Raw genomic sequence first — 16,884 nt, 5'->3', positions numbered from 1 at the left:
TGGATAAGTTTATAAGTAAAAAAATCCAAACTTATGATCGGAAGTAGGATTCCGTATTCCTACATCTGGTGAATGTTGGTAAGTGATATTATGGAAACTAAAAAAATTTTAGTATTGGGAGATTCTGATTCTGGTAAAAGGACTGCTCTGAAACATGTATGCAATACTTTGATAGAAACTGAAGCTGCAAGCTATGGAAAAACCACAATAAACACTAAAAAGCTTCAAATATTCAGCCCATCTAGTGCAGAGAGATTCAAGTTTATGAAAGAAATATTATCCAAAAACATGGACGGGGCAATCATAGTAATCGATAATACTCAGGGGATTACTCCCAACTGTGAAGAAATGATTGATTTTGTGGAAGAAAGGGGTGTTCCTTATATCATATTTGCCAATAAACAAGATTTAAGCGATATTCCCATCTATACTCAGTATCCAGATGCTATTATAATACCAACCCAGGCGATTTCAGGTAAAGGGATTTCGGAAGGTCTGAACATATTATTAGAATTAATGGAACCAGAATACATCAGCAAGATCACAGCAGTTAGCTGTTGATGTTTTTACATTTTTATATTTATTTTCAATTTTATAATTAAACATTTTAGATGTTTAACCGATGTTAACTCAAACATCAATTAAAATAAGGTTGAATAACCAATTAAAAATTTATTATCCTCACAAAATTAAATATATCTTTAAAAAAATGTTTAAAATAATAGTTAATCCAAATTAAGGTGATTAGCATTGGAAAATGAAACCCATAGTAATGATAAAAAAATCGTTATTTTATGCAATTATAATTCTACTAAGGACAATTCCGAAACTATAATAGATTATTTTAATGATAATATCCCCCCGAATAAGAATATCGAATTATCAATTATCAATTATCGGAGGATACTCATTGATGGTGGGAAAAATTATTTATTCAATCCACCGGGCTATCCTGAATTCATGTCCATAAAACAGGTATTATCTGAAGAAGTGGATGGAGTGATTGTTTTTATAGAGACCAGTATTGGTATTTTTGAAACAGACCTGGAGATAATTAATTTAATTGCCAGTGAAAACATACCCCATGTTTTATTTGCAAATAGAGATGATTTTAGTGAATTTGAAATGGATACCCACGTTGAAGGAGTCCTGAGTATTCCCACCATTGCACAGGATGGAATTGGGATAAACGACGGCCTGAAAATGTTATTGAAACTAATAGATAAATATGAAAGAGAAAAATCATCCCTCAAAAGCAGTGCAATAAAAAACCAGGAAGCAGACGCCGTTCAAAAAACCACAGAATCCGAAGAAACCACAGAAATATACGAAACCGAAGGAACATATGAATCTGAAGAAACCTACGAAACAGAAGAAATGGGTGAATCTAAAGAAATCTATGAAGCATACGAAGAATCCACTGATCCGGAACCTTCATCCTCATTTAACTCAGAATTTTACAAATTAAGATTTTTTTTCCACCCTATTGAACTGGATAATGTAAAAAATTCCCTTGCAAAATTTGGATTTTCCAATATAACTATCATAGATATTAAATATCAGAATTATGGTACTGAAAAAATGGAAACATACCGCTGCAGTAGTTATGCTCTGGAATTGCCTCCAAAAATAGAGATGATGATGGTCATCAAAAAGGAAGAAATTGAATATGTTATTCAGGCTCTTGAAGCTATTAAAAACGAAGATATAAGTGAAAAACTATTCATATCTCCAGTAGAAGACGTTATACGAATTAGTACAAGTGAAAGAGGGGAAAATGCCGTCGATTAATGTAAATTAATCGATTCTCTAATATTTTTAAAAAAATTTTAACAGAAATTATCCCCATTATATTGGATTTACCTTCATTCCACTGAATTTACTCCCATTCCATTAATTTACTTCTATCCTTCTAAGAATTTACTCCTATTCCGGAAATTCCTCATTTCATCAGATTTATCTTCATTACATTGATTTTATAAATCTATTTCACATAATACCCTTGATAACCGTTTTTTTTAAGAGGCGCGATAGTTATAATATCCATAGAATATAAATTAACTATAGATTTTGATTAACTCATCAATTAGACCTCATCAATTAGACTGATCATCATGAATGATGAAAAAAAATCTAAAGAACAGTTAATTAATGAAATAAAGAAATATAGGAATTTGTATTCTGAATTAGAAAGTCATATGGCTGATTTTAATTTGATGAAACCTGAGAACAAACCTTTTCAGGATGCTTTGAAATTTTTATCCCCCCTGGTAATGGATCTGTTGAGTCTACCTACCGAATCAGATATATATGATTTTGTACTGGAAAAACTTCAAGAAGTAATAACAGATGCTTACATCATTATTTCTACCTATGATGACGATTCTGATAGTTTTAAAGTTCGAGACCTGGTGGGGATTACCCCCAGAATGGTTGATCTTGCTGAAAAATTAACAGGGGTTAAAATAGACGATTTTTACTTCCCCCGGGATACCTTAGATCAGGAATCAAATAATTTCCTTTCAAGTGGTAAGTTACAAAGGGTGGATAATGGGTTGCACTATATCACTGCAGATAAATTACCTTCAAAAACATACAGTATGATTGAAAGGGCATTTGGTGTTGATGAAATCTATGTGATGGGTTTTTCTTTTAAGGGAGAGATGTTCGGCAGTGTGAATATAATAACCAAAAAAAGGGCAAACCTTTAAACATCAACACAGTGGAAACCATCCTTAACATCGCTTCGGTTGTTTTACAGAACAAAATGGCAGAAAAAGAACTTAAAAAACGTGAAAAACTTTTAACTCTGGTTACTGACAACATGTTAAATGTAGTGGGCCAGGTGGACGCAGAAGGAACTTTTCAATATATCAGCCCTTCCATAAAAACTATTCTTGGTTATGAGCCTGAAGAAATCCTGGGTGCAAACGTTCTAACATTTATTAATTTAGTTCATCCTGATGATCAACTCAAGGTCAGTTCTGCTTTCATGGAATCCAATATTTCTTACATACCCGGAAGAGTACAGCACCGGTTTAAACATGTCCAAGGACATTACATATGGGTTGAATCATTAGGAAACCCCCTATTCAATGATGAAAACCAGTATGAGGGTGTAGTATTTAGCATGGTTGATATTAATTCCCTGAAAGTCGCAGAGGAAAAATTCAAAACCTCCCTGGAGGAGAAGGAAATCCTGCTACGTGAACTTCATCATCGAGTTAAAAACAACATGCAGATCATTTCCAGTCTCCTGAGTCTTCAGATCCCACACATTAAGGATGAGAGGGATCTGAAAATTTTCGAAAGCAGTCAGAACCGTGTGAAAACAATGTCATTGATCCATGAAGAACTTTACAGTTCCCAGGATTTTTCACATATCAAACTTTCTGAGTACATCCAGAATCTTACCAAAGAACTATTAACATCACATATTGAAGACCCTGGACGAGTTAAGCTTACAGTTAATGTTGAAGATGTTAGTATGGAATTAGAAACCGCCATACCCCTGGGACTTCTCATTAACGAGATCGTTGCCAATTCAGTTAACCATGCATTTCCCAATGACCTGAAAGGGGAGATAATTGTGGATCTTAAAAGGGATGGTGATGCATTCATCCTGAAAACGAGTGATAATGGTGTTGGCATCCCTCAGGACATTGACTTTAAAAAGGCAGACACTTTAGGATTTCAACTGATAAACAGTCTGGTTAACCAGCTAGATGGTCAGATGAAAATGGACACCAATAATGGAACCACTTTCACCCTTAAGTTCAAGGAATTACAATATAATAAACGATTTTGATTTTATAACCTGACTAAAAAATTAACTTTAAATCGAATACTGCGTTTATCATCGTAATCCCCTAATATTACCCTCTTTAAATAGGAATATAATCTCTTGATAAGTTAAGTAAATACTGGGAAATAATTGAAGTGGGTGGAATAAATGAACATTAATAAAAAGGTTTCTCATCAGGAAAAATACTGGGATGAAGTTGCAGAAGAAAAGGAATTCCCTACACCATTTCCACTGGAAGAATTTAAAAAACATATCCGTCCTGAAATGAATATCCTTGATTTAGGTTGTGGTTATGGTAGAACTTTAAGTGAACTAGATGAAAATGGTTTTAAGAACTTAACAGGGGTCGATTATTCCGAGCAGATGATAAAGCGGGGTTTGAGATTACATCCAAATTTTAAGCTCATTAAAAATAATGGAGATGATCTTCCATTTCCAGATAATTCATTTGATGCAGTACTTCTCATTGGAGTTTTAACCAGTAACATCCAAACTGAGAAGCAAAAAGAATTATTATCGGAAATTTCAAGAGTTTTAAAGGATAATGGATTGATTTATATTAGTGATTTTCTCTTGAATACTGATGAAAGAAACCTCCAGCGTTACCAAAAATTCAAAGACAAATATGAAATTTATGGAGTTTTTGAACTTCCGGAAGGTGCTGTTTTAAGACATCACACCATCCCACATGTTTTAAAGTTAACTGAAGATTATGAAAAGTTGTACTTTGAAAATACCATTTTTGATACTATGAATGGTAACAAATCCAATGGTTTTTATTATATTGGTATGAAAAAATGAAAAACTGTTAAAATAAAGCTGTTAAAAATAAGTTTTTAAATTTAATTTAATTTTTAATGATCAATCAAATTTGTTTATTAAGGAGATTTAACGCATTTAAAGCGGCAATTCTTATTTCAGGTTGTTTGTCATCTATGAAACTTTCAACTAGACTCAAAACCTCAGGAGTTGTAATTTGAATCTGTCCAAGACTCCTCAATGCTTCCCATATTATTGGGGGTTCATAATCACTTTTTAATATTGCAATCAGGGGGTAAGTAGCTTCCTTGCTGTTTTGAAATCCGCTTAAGGCCCTGGTGATTTTCCACAGTGTTAGCTGATCCCGATCACTTTCCACAGCACTCAAGTTTTCCACTTGCTTCATGAGGGCAATTAAAACATTTAATGCCCTTTTATCTCCTGTTTTGGCCGAAATTGCACCTATTGCATCAATTGCCTGTTGAACTTTAAATTTATTACCAGTTCCTAATACCTCAATCAAATAGGGAGTTGCTGGTTCTCCTATTTTTACCAGAGTCCTTGCTGCCATATCCCTTACCAGGGGAAAACTCTTTTTCTTAAAATATTTAAGAGGAAGCTCTGTTTCCTGATTTTTACCAATTTCACCCAAAAGCTGGATTAAACAGGGCGTAGCAGGTTCTCCTATTTGAGATAATGCTTCCGAAATGGCTATCCGTGAGTAAAGCGATCTTTCATTTTTAAGTGCAATGCAAAGCGGCATTATTACCATTTTACTATTCCTATTCCCCAGTAAAACTGCAGAAATTGTTCTTTCCTGAGGATTTTCTGCGCTTAACATTTCAATTAAATCTTCTGTTGAAAAATCAGCATAGGGTACTGTATCATTCGGAGAAATCTGCCCTCTTTTTTCCCGATTTTTCTTCTTTTTTTCATTAGAATTCATAAAACCATGTTCTGGACTTTAAAAAATGTGTTCTTAAAAAAAACCTTTTCAATTAGTAAATTTAATTAGTATTTCCATCTTCATTAACATTCATTGATGTCATAATCGCTTCTCGTCCATTTAACAATTAAACCGGAATAAATTCATTATAGAATAAATTCATTATAAATATTAATTGATTAATTTCGTTTAATTTAAGTCTTTAAAGTTATAGAAATATAAAACACTTTTATATTAATCCAGTGATATTGTGGATGAATTAGGTATAATCGATGAGATGTATAAATCCATGATGATAATATGAAAAAAGAAACCTCTGAAAAGGATTTTGTCCCTATTTATTTTACGAATTTGAATGGGATAAAACTGGTTGAAAGAGTTGTTAAGACTGATGAAGAGTGGAAGGAAATTTTAACTCCGAAACAGTTTGATGTTGCCCGTAAAAAGGGAACAGAACTTGCTTTTACTGGTAAGTATCATGATTGCCATGAGGATGGTATTTACCAGTGTGTATGCTGTGGCACTGATCTATTTGACTCCCAGACCAAGTTTGATTCAGGAACAGGTTGGCCCAGTTTCTGGGCACCGGTGGCAGATGAAAACATAACCACCAAAACTGACCGGAGTCTGTTAATGGTGCGCACCGAGGTGCTCTGTGCCCGTTGTCATGCCCATCTTGGTCATGTCTTTGATGATGGCCCTGCACCAACTGGCCTGCGTTACTGTATGAATTCAGCATCACTCAACCTTGTTAAACGAATTCCATGATCTTTCGGAAGTAGGAAGTTAATTTCATTAAACACTCAAACAGAGTTAGTATTAACACCAGATTTGACTTTTTAACAACTTACCTATGGTTTAACAAGACAAATGGATTGTTAAAAAATCTATGGTTAACAGATAACTGATTGTTTAACAACTTCAGTATGCTTAACAGGATAAATGGATTATTTAACCTACCTATTGCTTAACAGATAACTGAATTGTTTAGCAACTTCTGTATGCTTAACAGAATAATGGATTATTTAACAACTACCTATTGCTTAACAGATAACTGAATTGTTTAGCAACTTCTGTATGCTTAACAGAATAATGGATTATTTAACAATTTACTTATTGTTTAACAGGATAACTTTGATAATTAGTTCTCATTTGCTGGCTAAAGTCTTTTAAAAAAGAGGAGATAATCAAATACTATGATGGGTAAGAAAACTTACCTTAAAAAACTGACATCCAAGTTTCAGATTCCCTCAGTTGAGGTTGGTAAAGAATTAGAGGGCAGTACACCCCCTTCAGTATTCATTGGTAGCTGGAATTATCCTAAAGTGTATGCTGGTCCCATGATCTCTCCGGTATCCGGAGACACTGCTATTATGGACACCCCAGAGGCATGGATCCCTGGAGCTAAAAGCCAGGAGGATATTATTTCCTACCGCATGAGTCTGGTTAGGGGTAAAAAGATGATTGGAATCACTGATCTGGATAATCGAATGGTGGAGAAACTTCAGGAGATCTCCCTGGCATCGGGATCCATTGATAGTGAAGCCGAGTTCTGGAAAAAACCAAGAGGAGTTTCATTCAGTGAATACCAGGCCCCACATGGCCCCAGTGCCATTCTGGAGAAGTTCGAAATTGATAACGTCCGCTGGGACCGTGAACTGGAAAAGGTATACTATGACACTGATCTGAGAGCCAAAGAAGCACTTATGGATCTGCACCGGAAGGATGTACCCTTTTCTCATATGCAGAAGGCTTTTTCTGTGGGTACCATGGGTGTGGATAAACGCAGACGCCTGGTTCCCACCCGCTGGTCCATAACTGCCTGTGACACTACCATTGCAGATCAGTTACTTAGAGAAGTGAAGCATTACGAGCCACTGGATGTTCACCGGGTTTACCAGTTCCAGAGTCTACAAAACTATTATGCTGTACTCTTATTACCTACCCCATGGCAGTATGAATGGATGGAAGCCTTTTTAGAAGTTTTAGGAAAAGAAAAACTAATATTTTCAGATTATGAGAATTACAATGGTAAAAAAGAATATTCCAGGGTTGGTGGCTGTTATTACACCTGTAAAATGGCAGTTTTAGAATCACTGGCCCAGGAAAAACGTCAAGCTGGAGTTATTGTACTGAGAGAAGCTTATTCAGGATACGTTCCTCTGGGAGTATTTAACGTACGGGAAAATGTTAGAAACGCAATGGCACAACCTTACCTGGAATTTGAAGATATGAAAACTGCCCTAGCATATATTGACACCCGTTTGAAGCTTCCCATAAATAGTTTCATCAAAAGAAGTGATCTCCTTCAGGATATCCTCCGTTCCAGACAGACCACCCTGGATTCATACTTTAAATGACTTAATTTCCATGATTATGAGGATTAAAGAAGTTAAAGATATAATCTAAGGAGCATATATGAAACTAAATGATTATAAACAAAAATATTAAAACTACGTGATTAAATGGAACTTTTCTTTAAAATGCCTTCAAAGGAAGCTAGAACCGCCATGAGCGATGCTTCCTTAGAACTTGGAAACCGGTTCAGAGGTAATGAGTATAAAAAAAATGCTGAAGAGGCTATAATAAAGACTACAAGTCATGACCACGCCAGGGTGCTGAGTAGTGGTAATGCTGCTATTATGGCTGCCATGAGTACCATGAAGGGACCGGTTATGATTCCAGACCAGGGCGGTTGGAGTGGTTTTAAAAAGATTTGCGAGTTTTATGGGCTTGAATTAGTAAATTTGCCTACTGAAATGGGGGTTATCCATCTGGAGACACTGGATGAACTGGTGAAACTAAAAAGTCCTGAGTCCCTTTTCTTTACCAGTTTTGCTGGTTACATGGCCGAACAACCAGTTAAGGGGATTTATGATATCTGTGAGGATAACAGGGTGATTCTGGTGGAGGATGCTTCTGGATCAGTTGGTGATCCACAGAAGAAACTTGCCTGTGGTGATCATTCCCATGTTCTGGTGGCCTCCACTGGTTCCCCTAAAATGGTTAATGTGGGTAATGGTGGTTTTATATCCACCAGTGATCAGGGAATGGTTAATGATATGAGTTTCATCCTGAAAACCCTCCAAGGTAGTCCAGTTACCTGTGCAGGCCTAGTAGAAGAAATTAAAAGGGCCCCTGAAAGTCTGGTTAAAACCATCAATGCCTGTGAATTTATAAAAAAAGAAATTGAATCTGCTTTGCACCCTAAAAAACGGGGAATAAACATTGCAATTCCACATGATGAACCAAAATCTGTGGCCCGTTTGCTTAGAAACAAGCTTCAAGTCAATGGTGGGGGTATGATCACCACCTGCCCACGTTATGATAGAATTAATCAACCAGCAATTTGTTTAGAGGTGAAAAATTTGGATATTCACTGCCTAAAAAAGGAAAATCTTAGGGAAATAGTGGATATTGTAAACTACACAATTTAACTTGTTAACGATTTAACTATCATAACCCGGAATTAAATTTCTAGATTTAAAAGAGCTGTTCTTTCCACCATAACCCTTTCAATGTTTCCTGCACTTGTTATTTCTTGAGGAGAGATTTCATACACCTCTTGCAGTGTACTTACATCAGCCTGGAGTACTTTATCATTTCGTTTGCCCAGAGCATTACCCACCTTTTTTCGGATATCTTCATCACAATCCACCGCCACCATACAGATATCCATCTTACCGTTTGCTATGCCTAAAATTTTAAGAGCTCTGGATATTTGCCTCTGGGACGAAGCCCTAAGGCATATTTCCAATCCTAAATCTTTTGCCGTGTTATTATTCATTTCAAATGATTTAATGGCCTGCAATGTTGCCTGCAAGATGTGTTTTTCACCGGCTATTGCCCTGGCATGTAATAATTGGATGATACATCTGCCACTGCTACATTCTCCACTTATATCTTTTATAAACTTCATTATTTGATGGGTATCATTTATTTCAGCTTCAAAACCACTAATTTGTATTTTATGATCCATGAAATCGTACTGATCCATTACATCACTACCTAAACTAATTATCCAGATTCAAGTTCTAAAATAAACCTATTAATTATAAACCATTCTAACAGGAGGCCATTCAAATATTTTTGAAGAATATACCTTCATTAAAAAAATAAAGTGCTAAAAAAATAAAGTTTTAGTCAATTATAAGAGTTTTTTAGACTCATTAAGCTTTTTATCGGTTAAAACTTTATTTATACCACCAAGGAATGCTTCTACACTGGCGTTTATAATATCGGGCTGGGTGCTTCTGGCACTTACAACCTTACCCTCGTGTTTGAGCTTTACCACCACATCAATAAGGGCATCTGTTCCCCCGGTTATGGCATCCACGTGGTATTCTTCAAATTCTATATCAGTGACATCTTCGATGGTTTTTTTAATGGCCACTATGGCTGCGTCAACAGGACCAACACCTATACCGGCTTCTAATTTCTCCACATCACCTATTTTTAGTTTTACCGATGCAGTGGGTGTGACCCTATTTCCGGATACTATGGTTAATTCCTGGAGTTCCACTGGTTTTTCACTCATTACTCCCATAACATCCTCGGCTATTGCCTGTAAATCCACGTCAGTGACACATTTTCCCATGTCACCAAGTGCTTTTATTCTATTGAATATCTGGGAGAATTTTTCCTGATCAACCTGGAAGCCCATTTCATGTATCCGTTCTTTGATGATGTGAGAACCAACGTGTTTACCCATCACGAAACGACGCTTGTGCCCTACGAGTTCTGGAGTTATAGGTTCGTATGTTTCAGCTTTCTTCATTACTCCATCAGCATGGATTCCGGATTCATGGGCAAAGGCATTTTCACCAACAATTGCCTTATTGGGTTGTAAGTACATCCCAGTTATCCTGGCCACTGTTTTAGAAACTTCATATAACATTTCCAGATTTACTTTGGTCTTTACATTATATAGGGAGTACAATGAAACTACCAATTCTTCCAGGGATGCATTACCTGCTCTTTCCCCTATTCCATTAACTGTGACATGGGCCTGGCTTGCACCTGCCCTTAATCCACTTAGGGAGTTGGCAACAGCCAGTCCAAAGTCGTTGTGACAGTGCACACTTAATGGAGCTTTTAATTCAGCCAGCTGGCTGTAAAAATCATAAGCCCGTTCTGGAGTGAGCATTCCCACGGTGTCACAGGCGCAGATACGTTTTGCCCCGGTATCTATACCTGCCTGGAATACCTCCTTTAAGTATCCCATGTCGCTACGAGTGGAGTCTTCTGCAGATAATTCCACTATTAGCCCATGATCAACTGCGTACTGGGTTGATTCTATCGCCATGGTCTTCACTTCTTCGCGGGATTTGCGTAATTTGTATTCCAGGTGCAGGTCGGATGTGGGAACCACCAGGTGGATGCTGTCCACATCGCATTCCAGGGCTGCGTCAATGTCTACCTGAACTGCCCTGGTAAAACTGCATATCTCTGCAGAAAGACCTTCTGAAGTTACTTTTTTAATACCTTCCCTTTCTCCTTCTGATGTAATAGCAGATCCTGCCTCAATTACATCAACTCCTAGTTCATCGAGTTTTCTGGCTATTAAACGCTTTTCATCCGGTGTTAAAGATATTCCCGGAGTCTGTTCACCATCACGAAGGGTGGTATCAAAAATTTTGGCTTTCATAGAATCACCAACAAATCATATGGACTTATAAAATTAATTAAATGGTTTATAAAAGTTTTTTAAAGATTTTAAGATGTTTTTTTAAAATATTTCATTATATCAGTAGTGCAGCGTGATTAAATTAACCAGTAAAACTTGATTAAATCAGCCATTCACTTGCGTCTGTTTATTCAAACTTACCCTTTTTACACAAACCATAATATTAAGCTCAATTAAAGTTATAATTTCAATTAAGTGCCCATATAAAAGGTTTCCGTTAAAAGATGACGGAATTTGAGCCTATTAACTTATGGTCAACACTGATATAACCCTGGTTAAACTTTTATGCATTTTTATGTGGTGCTGTTCTATTATTTTAAATTTTGTACCCTCAAGCACCTCATCCAGATCTAAGTAATGGGGAGTTGCCAGACACATACGACCATCATCCTTTAGTAATCCCTGTAAAGACCGCATTGATTGCTGGTATAAATCCTCACTCTTTTCCCCACCGGTTGATGCAGAAATACCATAAGGAGGATCAGTGACAATAGCATCAACTTTACTGGGAAGTTCCAGTTTCCGGGCATCCTCCCTGAAAACCTCATAATCACTAATTCCACAGTGTTCAAGATTTTCTTTGGTTCCTTTAACCATTTTATAATCTATATCGGTCCCTATAACTCTGGCACCAACAATTCCTGCTTCGATGAGTATTCCGCCAGTTCCACAGAAGGGGTCCAGCAGAGTTTGACCCTTTTTGATTCGAGTCAAATTTACCATACAACGGGCCAGTTTAGGACTCATTGATCCTGGATAAAAAAAGGGTCTTTTGTGAGGTTTAAGGTTGAAGAAGTGTTTTTTAGATATTTTACCTATACGCTGCCCAACAATAACTTTACCATCTTTTAAAATGGTCCGGATAAAGATAGAAGGATCCTCCAGATTTACCTTAACACCGGGTGTTGCTTCATTGATAATGCTTCCCATTTCCCATTCCAGTTTGGAAGTGTTGAACTGGGATTTTTTATCCATCTTCTTAACTCTAACCGCATAATCAGATTTGACAATATCTTTCCATGGATATTTTTCCATTTCACTGATTAATTTATCTTCATCATTTTGTAAGAGAATTTGAAACGCTTCATGAGTGAATGAAAGTCTTTTGATTACTTTCATCATTATATCCGGAGTTTCATGGGGAATGTCCAGAATAAGAAGTCCTTCACCCTCTTCTTTAATGTGATAGTTTATTCCCTCACATTCTAGAACAGCTTCCACTTCTGCCAGGGGAAGGGTGGTATGTTCCTTAGATAACAGTAGAGCTATTTCCATAAGCTGGATATCCTCCAGGATAGCATTTTAGGAAGAATAGAGAAAAGAATGCCTCTTTTGAACATTTCTTTAACCAGTGGTGATTGTGAATCCATATCTCCGTACTGGGAGATTATCTCTTCTGCTCCAACTTGTTTTAATTTCATGAACATGTACTCCAGATCAGCGTCAGTGAGGGATTTGAAAATCCTGTGTACCATTAACTGAACTTTAAGCTCGTTTTTAAATTGATTCTGGTAATCTTTATAATAATTCATAAGCATTTCCGTGTTTTCATTTTCCAGAGCAGTTGTTACTGATTGTGATGCTATTTCTGCACAGGAAAAGCCCATTATAAGACCACCACCAGTGGTGGGTTTAACCTGGGATGCGGCATCCCCCAGAAGGATGACCTTGTCTTTAACCAGCTGCTTTTGAGAGTTATATTTGGGGATTACACCATAATACTTCTTTAAAATAGTTGCTCCTTTAAGTTCTGAGCGTTTGGCCAGTAATTCATTTAGAATTACAGTTGATTGATGATAATTGACATCTGAAAAGAGTCCCACCCGGGCTGTGCTTTCTGATAAAGGAATAGCCCATAAAAAACCAGGAGATACCCTGGAATCAACATAAAGATGAACATAGTCCTTTTGAAAACGTTTTGCACCCACATCTATGAGATATTGGGCTGCCTGGAACGATTCTACATGAGGATTAAACGCTTCAGATACAACTGATGAATGACCATCAGCCCCCACCACCACATCTGCTGATATTTTAGTGTTTTCATTATTTTTAAGAGTTATAACACCATTAACTGAATCTACTGTTTCAACCCTGTGATTTAAAAATAATTCAGCACCAGAATCAATGGCAAGTTGTGCTAAAAACTTATCATACCCTATTCTATCCACAACATATGCTTCTGGTTTTTCTTTACTGACTGAAAGCACAGTATCCTCTGGAGAGTGGAGGAATGCTCCGTTCACAGGGTTAATTATGAATTCATCAGGTAAAATATTTATTTTTTTGATTTTTTTACCTAAAAGCCCTGCACATTGAAGTGGAACGCCGATTTCCCTTTTTTTCTCAAGGATAGCTACTTCAAAGCCTTTTTCTGCCATATGCCTGGCAAAGGTTGAGCCCACTGGCCCTGCGCCAACCACTGCCACATCGTAGTTTTTCATGTTAATCTCAGATCAGGAATTATATTGGCAATTTAAATAATTATTATTTGCAGTTCTATGTGCATCAAAAATTCGGAATGGATTGGAATTTTCCACCTATAACGGCATATTACTCCATTATTCTCATTCTAATATTATCCGACTATCTTTTAAACTTTTGGTCATATTCATCGATAATTGATTTTCTGGGGGTTTTACTACGCGGGGGTTTGAAACCCACTTCTTCACCAACCATAACCCGATCAATAATATCCTCTACTTCACGTGGATTAGGAACATCCTCCAAAAGGATGTTAGTGTGTTCATGACCTCCATAAATCTCTATGTCTCCTGCTGAAAATATCCGGTCAACTACACCCTGATAAACATCAATATCCTGAATCTTACTGTAATGTATGTAAGATTTTTTTCTCCTAACCAATCCACTTTTTACTATTACCCGCTGGTTGGTGAGTTGATACTCCTTCCGCCTCCAGGATACAATATCTAAGAGCATGGATAGTATCAAAAGGGCAATTATAAGTATAAGAATGTAAAATGTGGCTTGAATCAGAGGAATCTGTACCATCTGCACCGCATATTCCTGTAAGGTGAATGCTAATGCCATTATACTCCTGAAAAAGTAAAGTATCACCAGAAGGATTATTAATTTAAGAATGGTCGATTTCAGGCTGGCCAAAAATCGGGGTCTGGTCTGGAATACTACCCTTTCCCCTGGATTTGAATTAGTCTTTCTGTTAAACATTATACGGTACCACCATTCATTATGACAACTTTTCATCTTATTATAACTATTTTCTAGTATAAACTTCACAATCTAAATAGTTTATCTGCATCATTAAACTAATCTTTAGTTAATGATAAAAAAAAGGATCCATATCCAGGAAACCAACATAATACTCACATCCGATGTTGAACCCCAATACCTCCTTGGTTTTATTAATAAATGTAGGGGAGAACTGAAAAATTACATTCGAATGAATCCTGAATTTCAAACAAGTTTAGAACCATTGAAAGTTGGTAAAGCACCTCTAATTGTGAAGATGATGGTGGAATCTGCTGAAATAGCTGATGTGGGGCCTATGGCAGCAGTGGCTGGGACCATATCCCAGCTTATCCTTAACTTTTTACTGAATCATGAGGCTCAGAATGTCATTGTGGATAACGGGGGAGATATTGCCCTCAAAACCAGTAAAGATGTTATTATGGGATTATATGCAGGGGAATCATCCCTTTCAGGACGGATTGGATTTAAGATCAGGCCTCGCAATACCCCCATGGGAATCTGCACATCCTCCGGTACTGTGGGCCATTCCATCAGTTTTGGTCACGCAGACTCAGTTACAGTTTTTGCTTCTTCAGCGAGTGTGGCTGATGCACTGGCTACCTCCATTGCCAATCATGCCACCGGAAATAATGAAGTTGAACAGGTGGAGAATTGCCTGGGAAAAGCAGAGAATTTTCGAGAATACCTGCGGGGTGTTCTGGTGGTGGTTGGAGAATCAGCTGGCACAGTGGGGAAAATTCCTGATATGGTGGAAACCAATAAAAAAGTAGTTTTAGGGGATCTTTTCGATGTTTACTGACATCTTTTATAAGATTCAATGAATTATTGTTTTTATGAGAACTAATTAATTATTGAGAACTAATAATTTATTATTATTGCAAATTATTAGTACTGAAAGCTAATTATTTTTTCATTGAGAATTAATTATTATTGAGAACTAATTATTTTTATGAGAAATTGATTAGTTCAAAAAAAAACTAGAGCCCTGATAAGGGCAATACTTCTATTTCTTCACCTTTTTCAATGATCTCTACATTCTTGGGAACTTCAAAGTAACCATCTGCATCAGCAAGGGCAGTTATTGCCCCAGAATCCTTTAATATTGGATGAGCAATATTTTCTTCTATTTTTACCAGCACAAGGTGGCTTCTTCCCCTGGCAGAATGATACCTTCGTGACAATTTAAGTGTAGATACCTTTTGTTTCTCCATGAATTTTTTAACACCCGCAACTCCTCTTAAAAAGGGGGCTACAAATCCATGAAAAATCATCAAAGCAGATACAGGATATCCTGGAAGTCCAAACAAAATAATATCAACATCTTCATCAGGTAAAGTACCGATTAAAGTGGGTTTACCTGGTTTTACTGAAATTCCATGGACCAGAACTTCTCCCATATCTTCCACCACCTGGCGCAGAACATCCCCCGCACCAGCCGATGTTCCTCCCGAGGTAATTATTACATCAGCATGTTTATATTCATCAATTTTGTTTTTTATAGAATCATAATCATCTTTGGCTATTGTGGAAGCTAACGGTATGCACCCACATGATTTAACTGCATTTGCTATGGATTCTGAATTGATATCGTAGAGTTTACCGTGCCGAAGTTCCTCATCTGGTTTTATTAATTCATTTCCAGTGGAGATAACTGCCACGGTTGGCTTGGCAAAAACTGGGATTTTTTCCAGGCCAATTGCACTTAAAGCACCGATCTTATCAGCGGTTAAAAGAGTACCTTTTGCCAAAAGGAATTTACCCTTTTGAATGTCAGATCCCCTGAGGGCCCGGTTAGTTCCTGGGGTAACTGCCTCCAATATCTGGACCTTGTTCTCCTGGATATCGGTAACTTCAACCATTACCACTGCATCAGAACCCTCTGGCATGGGAGCACCGGTACCCACTTCACTACAAGTTCCTTTTCTAACTTTTTGGGAAGGGTCATCCCCTGCTCTGATTTTTTCTATTAAATCTAAAGTGATGGGGTCATCCTCTGAAGCTCCAAAAGTATCCTGAGCCTGTACTGCATATCCATCCATTGATGCCCGGTCAAAGGGAGGAAGATCAATAGCTGCATAAACATCTTCCGCCAGAACTCGTTGATAGGCATCACTCAAAGTAACCATTTCAATCTTCCGTTCTATGTTCAGAGAGTCTATGACCTTTTTCACATCGTCTGGATCCATTAGATTTAAGAATTCTTTGCCCATGAATAAAACCTCAAAAAAGGGATTTAATAGTGTTTTTTGTGACTTATATTATTTTTGTTTATAAATAAACCCACCCCCTCCTCCATTATCATTAATCCATAGATTAATATTTCAACCGGAAGATTGATTTAACAAAAAATAATACTTCTAATGGAGTTTGAATGAATCTTAATTTAAAATAAATATCTTGAATCTAGTGATATCCTGAATTTATTTGGAAAAATTGTTAAAAACTCGCAAAAAAAGG

General features: G+C 36.8%; 16 protein-coding genes. 9 read left to right on the top strand and 7 right to left on the bottom strand.

Annotated features, from left to right (window positions below; genetic code table 11):
* Nucleotides 1-90: 90 nt before the first annotated feature.
* The 5 genes from A994_RS05230 to A994_RS05210 all read left to right on the top strand — a co-directional run bounded on the left by A994_RS05230 (nucleotide 91) and on the right by A994_RS05210 (nucleotide 4,606).
* Nucleotides 91-561, top strand: coding sequence for a GTP-binding protein (locus A994_RS05230; RefSeq protein WP_004030292.1), 471 nt, complete (start codon nucleotides 91-93; stop codon nucleotides 559-561).
* Between the two features lie 189 nt (nucleotides 562-750).
* Entirely contained in the window at nucleotides 751-1,791 is a 1,041-nt protein-coding gene (locus tag A994_RS12850; protein WP_004030291.1) for a P-II family nitrogen regulator, read from the top strand.
* A 323-nt stretch (nucleotides 1,792-2,114) separates the two neighbouring features.
* Nucleotides 2,115-2,711: a hypothetical protein gene (locus A994_RS05220; RefSeq protein ID WP_004030290.1), complete on the top strand. Its 597-nt coding sequence runs from the start codon at nucleotides 2,115-2,117 to the stop codon at nucleotides 2,709-2,711.
* Between the two features lie 11 nt (nucleotides 2,712-2,722).
* Nucleotides 2,723-3,808, top strand: coding sequence for a sensor histidine kinase (locus tag A994_RS05215; RefSeq protein ID WP_004030289.1), 1,086 nt, complete (start codon nucleotides 2,723-2,725; stop codon nucleotides 3,806-3,808).
* A 144-nt stretch (nucleotides 3,809-3,952) separates the two neighbouring features.
* Nucleotides 3,953-4,606 carry a class I SAM-dependent methyltransferase gene (locus tag A994_RS05210; RefSeq protein ID WP_004030288.1) on the top strand — a complete coding sequence of 218 codons (654 nt, stop codon included), beginning with the start codon at nucleotides 3,953-3,955 and terminating at the stop codon, nucleotides 4,604-4,606.
* A gap of 64 nt (nucleotides 4,607-4,670) precedes the next feature.
* On the opposite strand, the gene A994_RS05205 is transcribed toward A994_RS05210, so the two are convergent.
* A complete protein-coding gene (locus A994_RS05205) occupies nucleotides 4,671-5,510 on the bottom strand; it encodes a HEAT repeat domain-containing protein (RefSeq protein ID WP_004030287.1) in 840 nt (279 codons plus the stop codon).
* A gap of 300 nt (nucleotides 5,511-5,810) precedes the next feature.
* Here A994_RS05205 and msrB point away from each other — a divergent pair, with 300 nt between their 5' ends.
* From msrB to A994_RS05190, 3 genes are all read left to right on the top strand, one after another.
* Nucleotides 5,811-6,278: a peptide-methionine (R)-S-oxide reductase MsrB gene (gene msrB, locus A994_RS05200; RefSeq protein WP_004030286.1), complete on the top strand. Its 468-nt coding sequence runs from the start codon at nucleotides 5,811-5,813 to the stop codon at nucleotides 6,276-6,278.
* A gap of 428 nt (nucleotides 6,279-6,706) precedes the next feature.
* Nucleotides 6,707-7,870: an Nre family DNA repair protein gene (locus tag A994_RS05195; protein WP_004030285.1), complete on the top strand. Its 1,164-nt coding sequence runs from the start codon at nucleotides 6,707-6,709 to the stop codon at nucleotides 7,868-7,870.
* A 105-nt stretch (nucleotides 7,871-7,975) separates the two neighbouring features.
* On the top strand, nucleotides 7,976-8,947 hold the full coding sequence (locus A994_RS05190; RefSeq protein ID WP_004030284.1) for a DegT/DnrJ/EryC1/StrS family aminotransferase: 972 nt from the start codon (nucleotides 7,976-7,978) through the stop codon (nucleotides 8,945-8,947).
* 32 nt (nucleotides 8,948-8,979) lie between these two features.
* Here A994_RS05190 and cgi121 read toward each other — a convergent pair whose 3' ends face one another.
* From cgi121 to A994_RS05165, 5 genes are all read right to left on the bottom strand, one after another.
* The gene (gene cgi121 / locus A994_RS05185; protein WP_004030283.1) at nucleotides 8,980-9,507 is read right to left on the bottom strand and encodes a KEOPS complex subunit Cgi121; all 528 of its coding nucleotides are present in this window, start codon (nucleotides 9,505-9,507) and stop codon (nucleotides 8,980-8,982) included.
* A 150-nt stretch (nucleotides 9,508-9,657) separates the two neighbouring features.
* On the bottom strand, nucleotides 9,658-11,157 hold the full coding sequence (locus A994_RS05180; RefSeq protein WP_004030282.1) for a (R)-citramalate synthase: 1,500 nt from the start codon (nucleotides 11,155-11,157) through the stop codon (nucleotides 9,658-9,660).
* A 282-nt stretch (nucleotides 11,158-11,439) separates the two neighbouring features.
* Nucleotides 11,440-12,471 carry a TIGR01177 family methyltransferase gene (locus A994_RS05175; RefSeq protein WP_004030281.1) on the bottom strand — a complete coding sequence of 344 codons (1,032 nt, stop codon included), beginning with the start codon at nucleotides 12,469-12,471 and terminating at the stop codon, nucleotides 11,440-11,442.
* Complete coding sequence (locus A994_RS05170) at nucleotides 12,462-13,640, bottom strand: geranylgeranyl reductase family protein (RefSeq protein WP_004030279.1); 1,179 nt, start codon at nucleotides 13,638-13,640, stop codon at nucleotides 12,462-12,464. The genes A994_RS05175 and A994_RS05170 overlap by 10 nt, the downstream gene beginning before the upstream one ends.
* A 142-nt stretch (nucleotides 13,641-13,782) precedes the next feature.
* Entirely contained in the window at nucleotides 13,783-14,385 is a 603-nt protein-coding gene (locus tag A994_RS05165) for a PH domain-containing protein (protein ID WP_004030278.1), read from the bottom strand.
* 112 nt (nucleotides 14,386-14,497) lie between these two features.
* Here A994_RS05165 and A994_RS05160 point away from each other — a divergent pair, with 112 nt between their 5' ends.
* The gene (locus A994_RS05160) at nucleotides 14,498-15,226 is read left to right on the top strand and encodes a UPF0280 family protein (RefSeq protein WP_004030277.1); all 729 of its coding nucleotides are present in this window, start codon (nucleotides 14,498-14,500) and stop codon (nucleotides 15,224-15,226) included.
* 178 nt (nucleotides 15,227-15,404) lie between these two features.
* Here A994_RS05160 and A994_RS05155 read toward each other — a convergent pair whose 3' ends face one another.
* Nucleotides 15,405-16,637 carry a molybdopterin-binding protein gene (locus A994_RS05155; RefSeq protein WP_004030275.1) on the bottom strand — a complete coding sequence of 411 codons (1,233 nt, stop codon included), beginning with the start codon at nucleotides 16,635-16,637 and terminating at the stop codon, nucleotides 15,405-15,407.
* Between the last annotated feature and the right edge of the window lie 247 nt (nucleotides 16,638-16,884).

This window comes from Methanobacterium formicicum DSM 3637, assembly GCF_000302455.1.
GTDB classification, from domain to species: domain Archaea; phylum Methanobacteriota; class Methanobacteria; order Methanobacteriales; family Methanobacteriaceae; genus Methanobacterium; species Methanobacterium formicicum_A.
The sequence above is the reverse complement of the archived record's forward strand: the minus strand, read 5'-3'. Positions and strand labels throughout refer to the sequence as shown.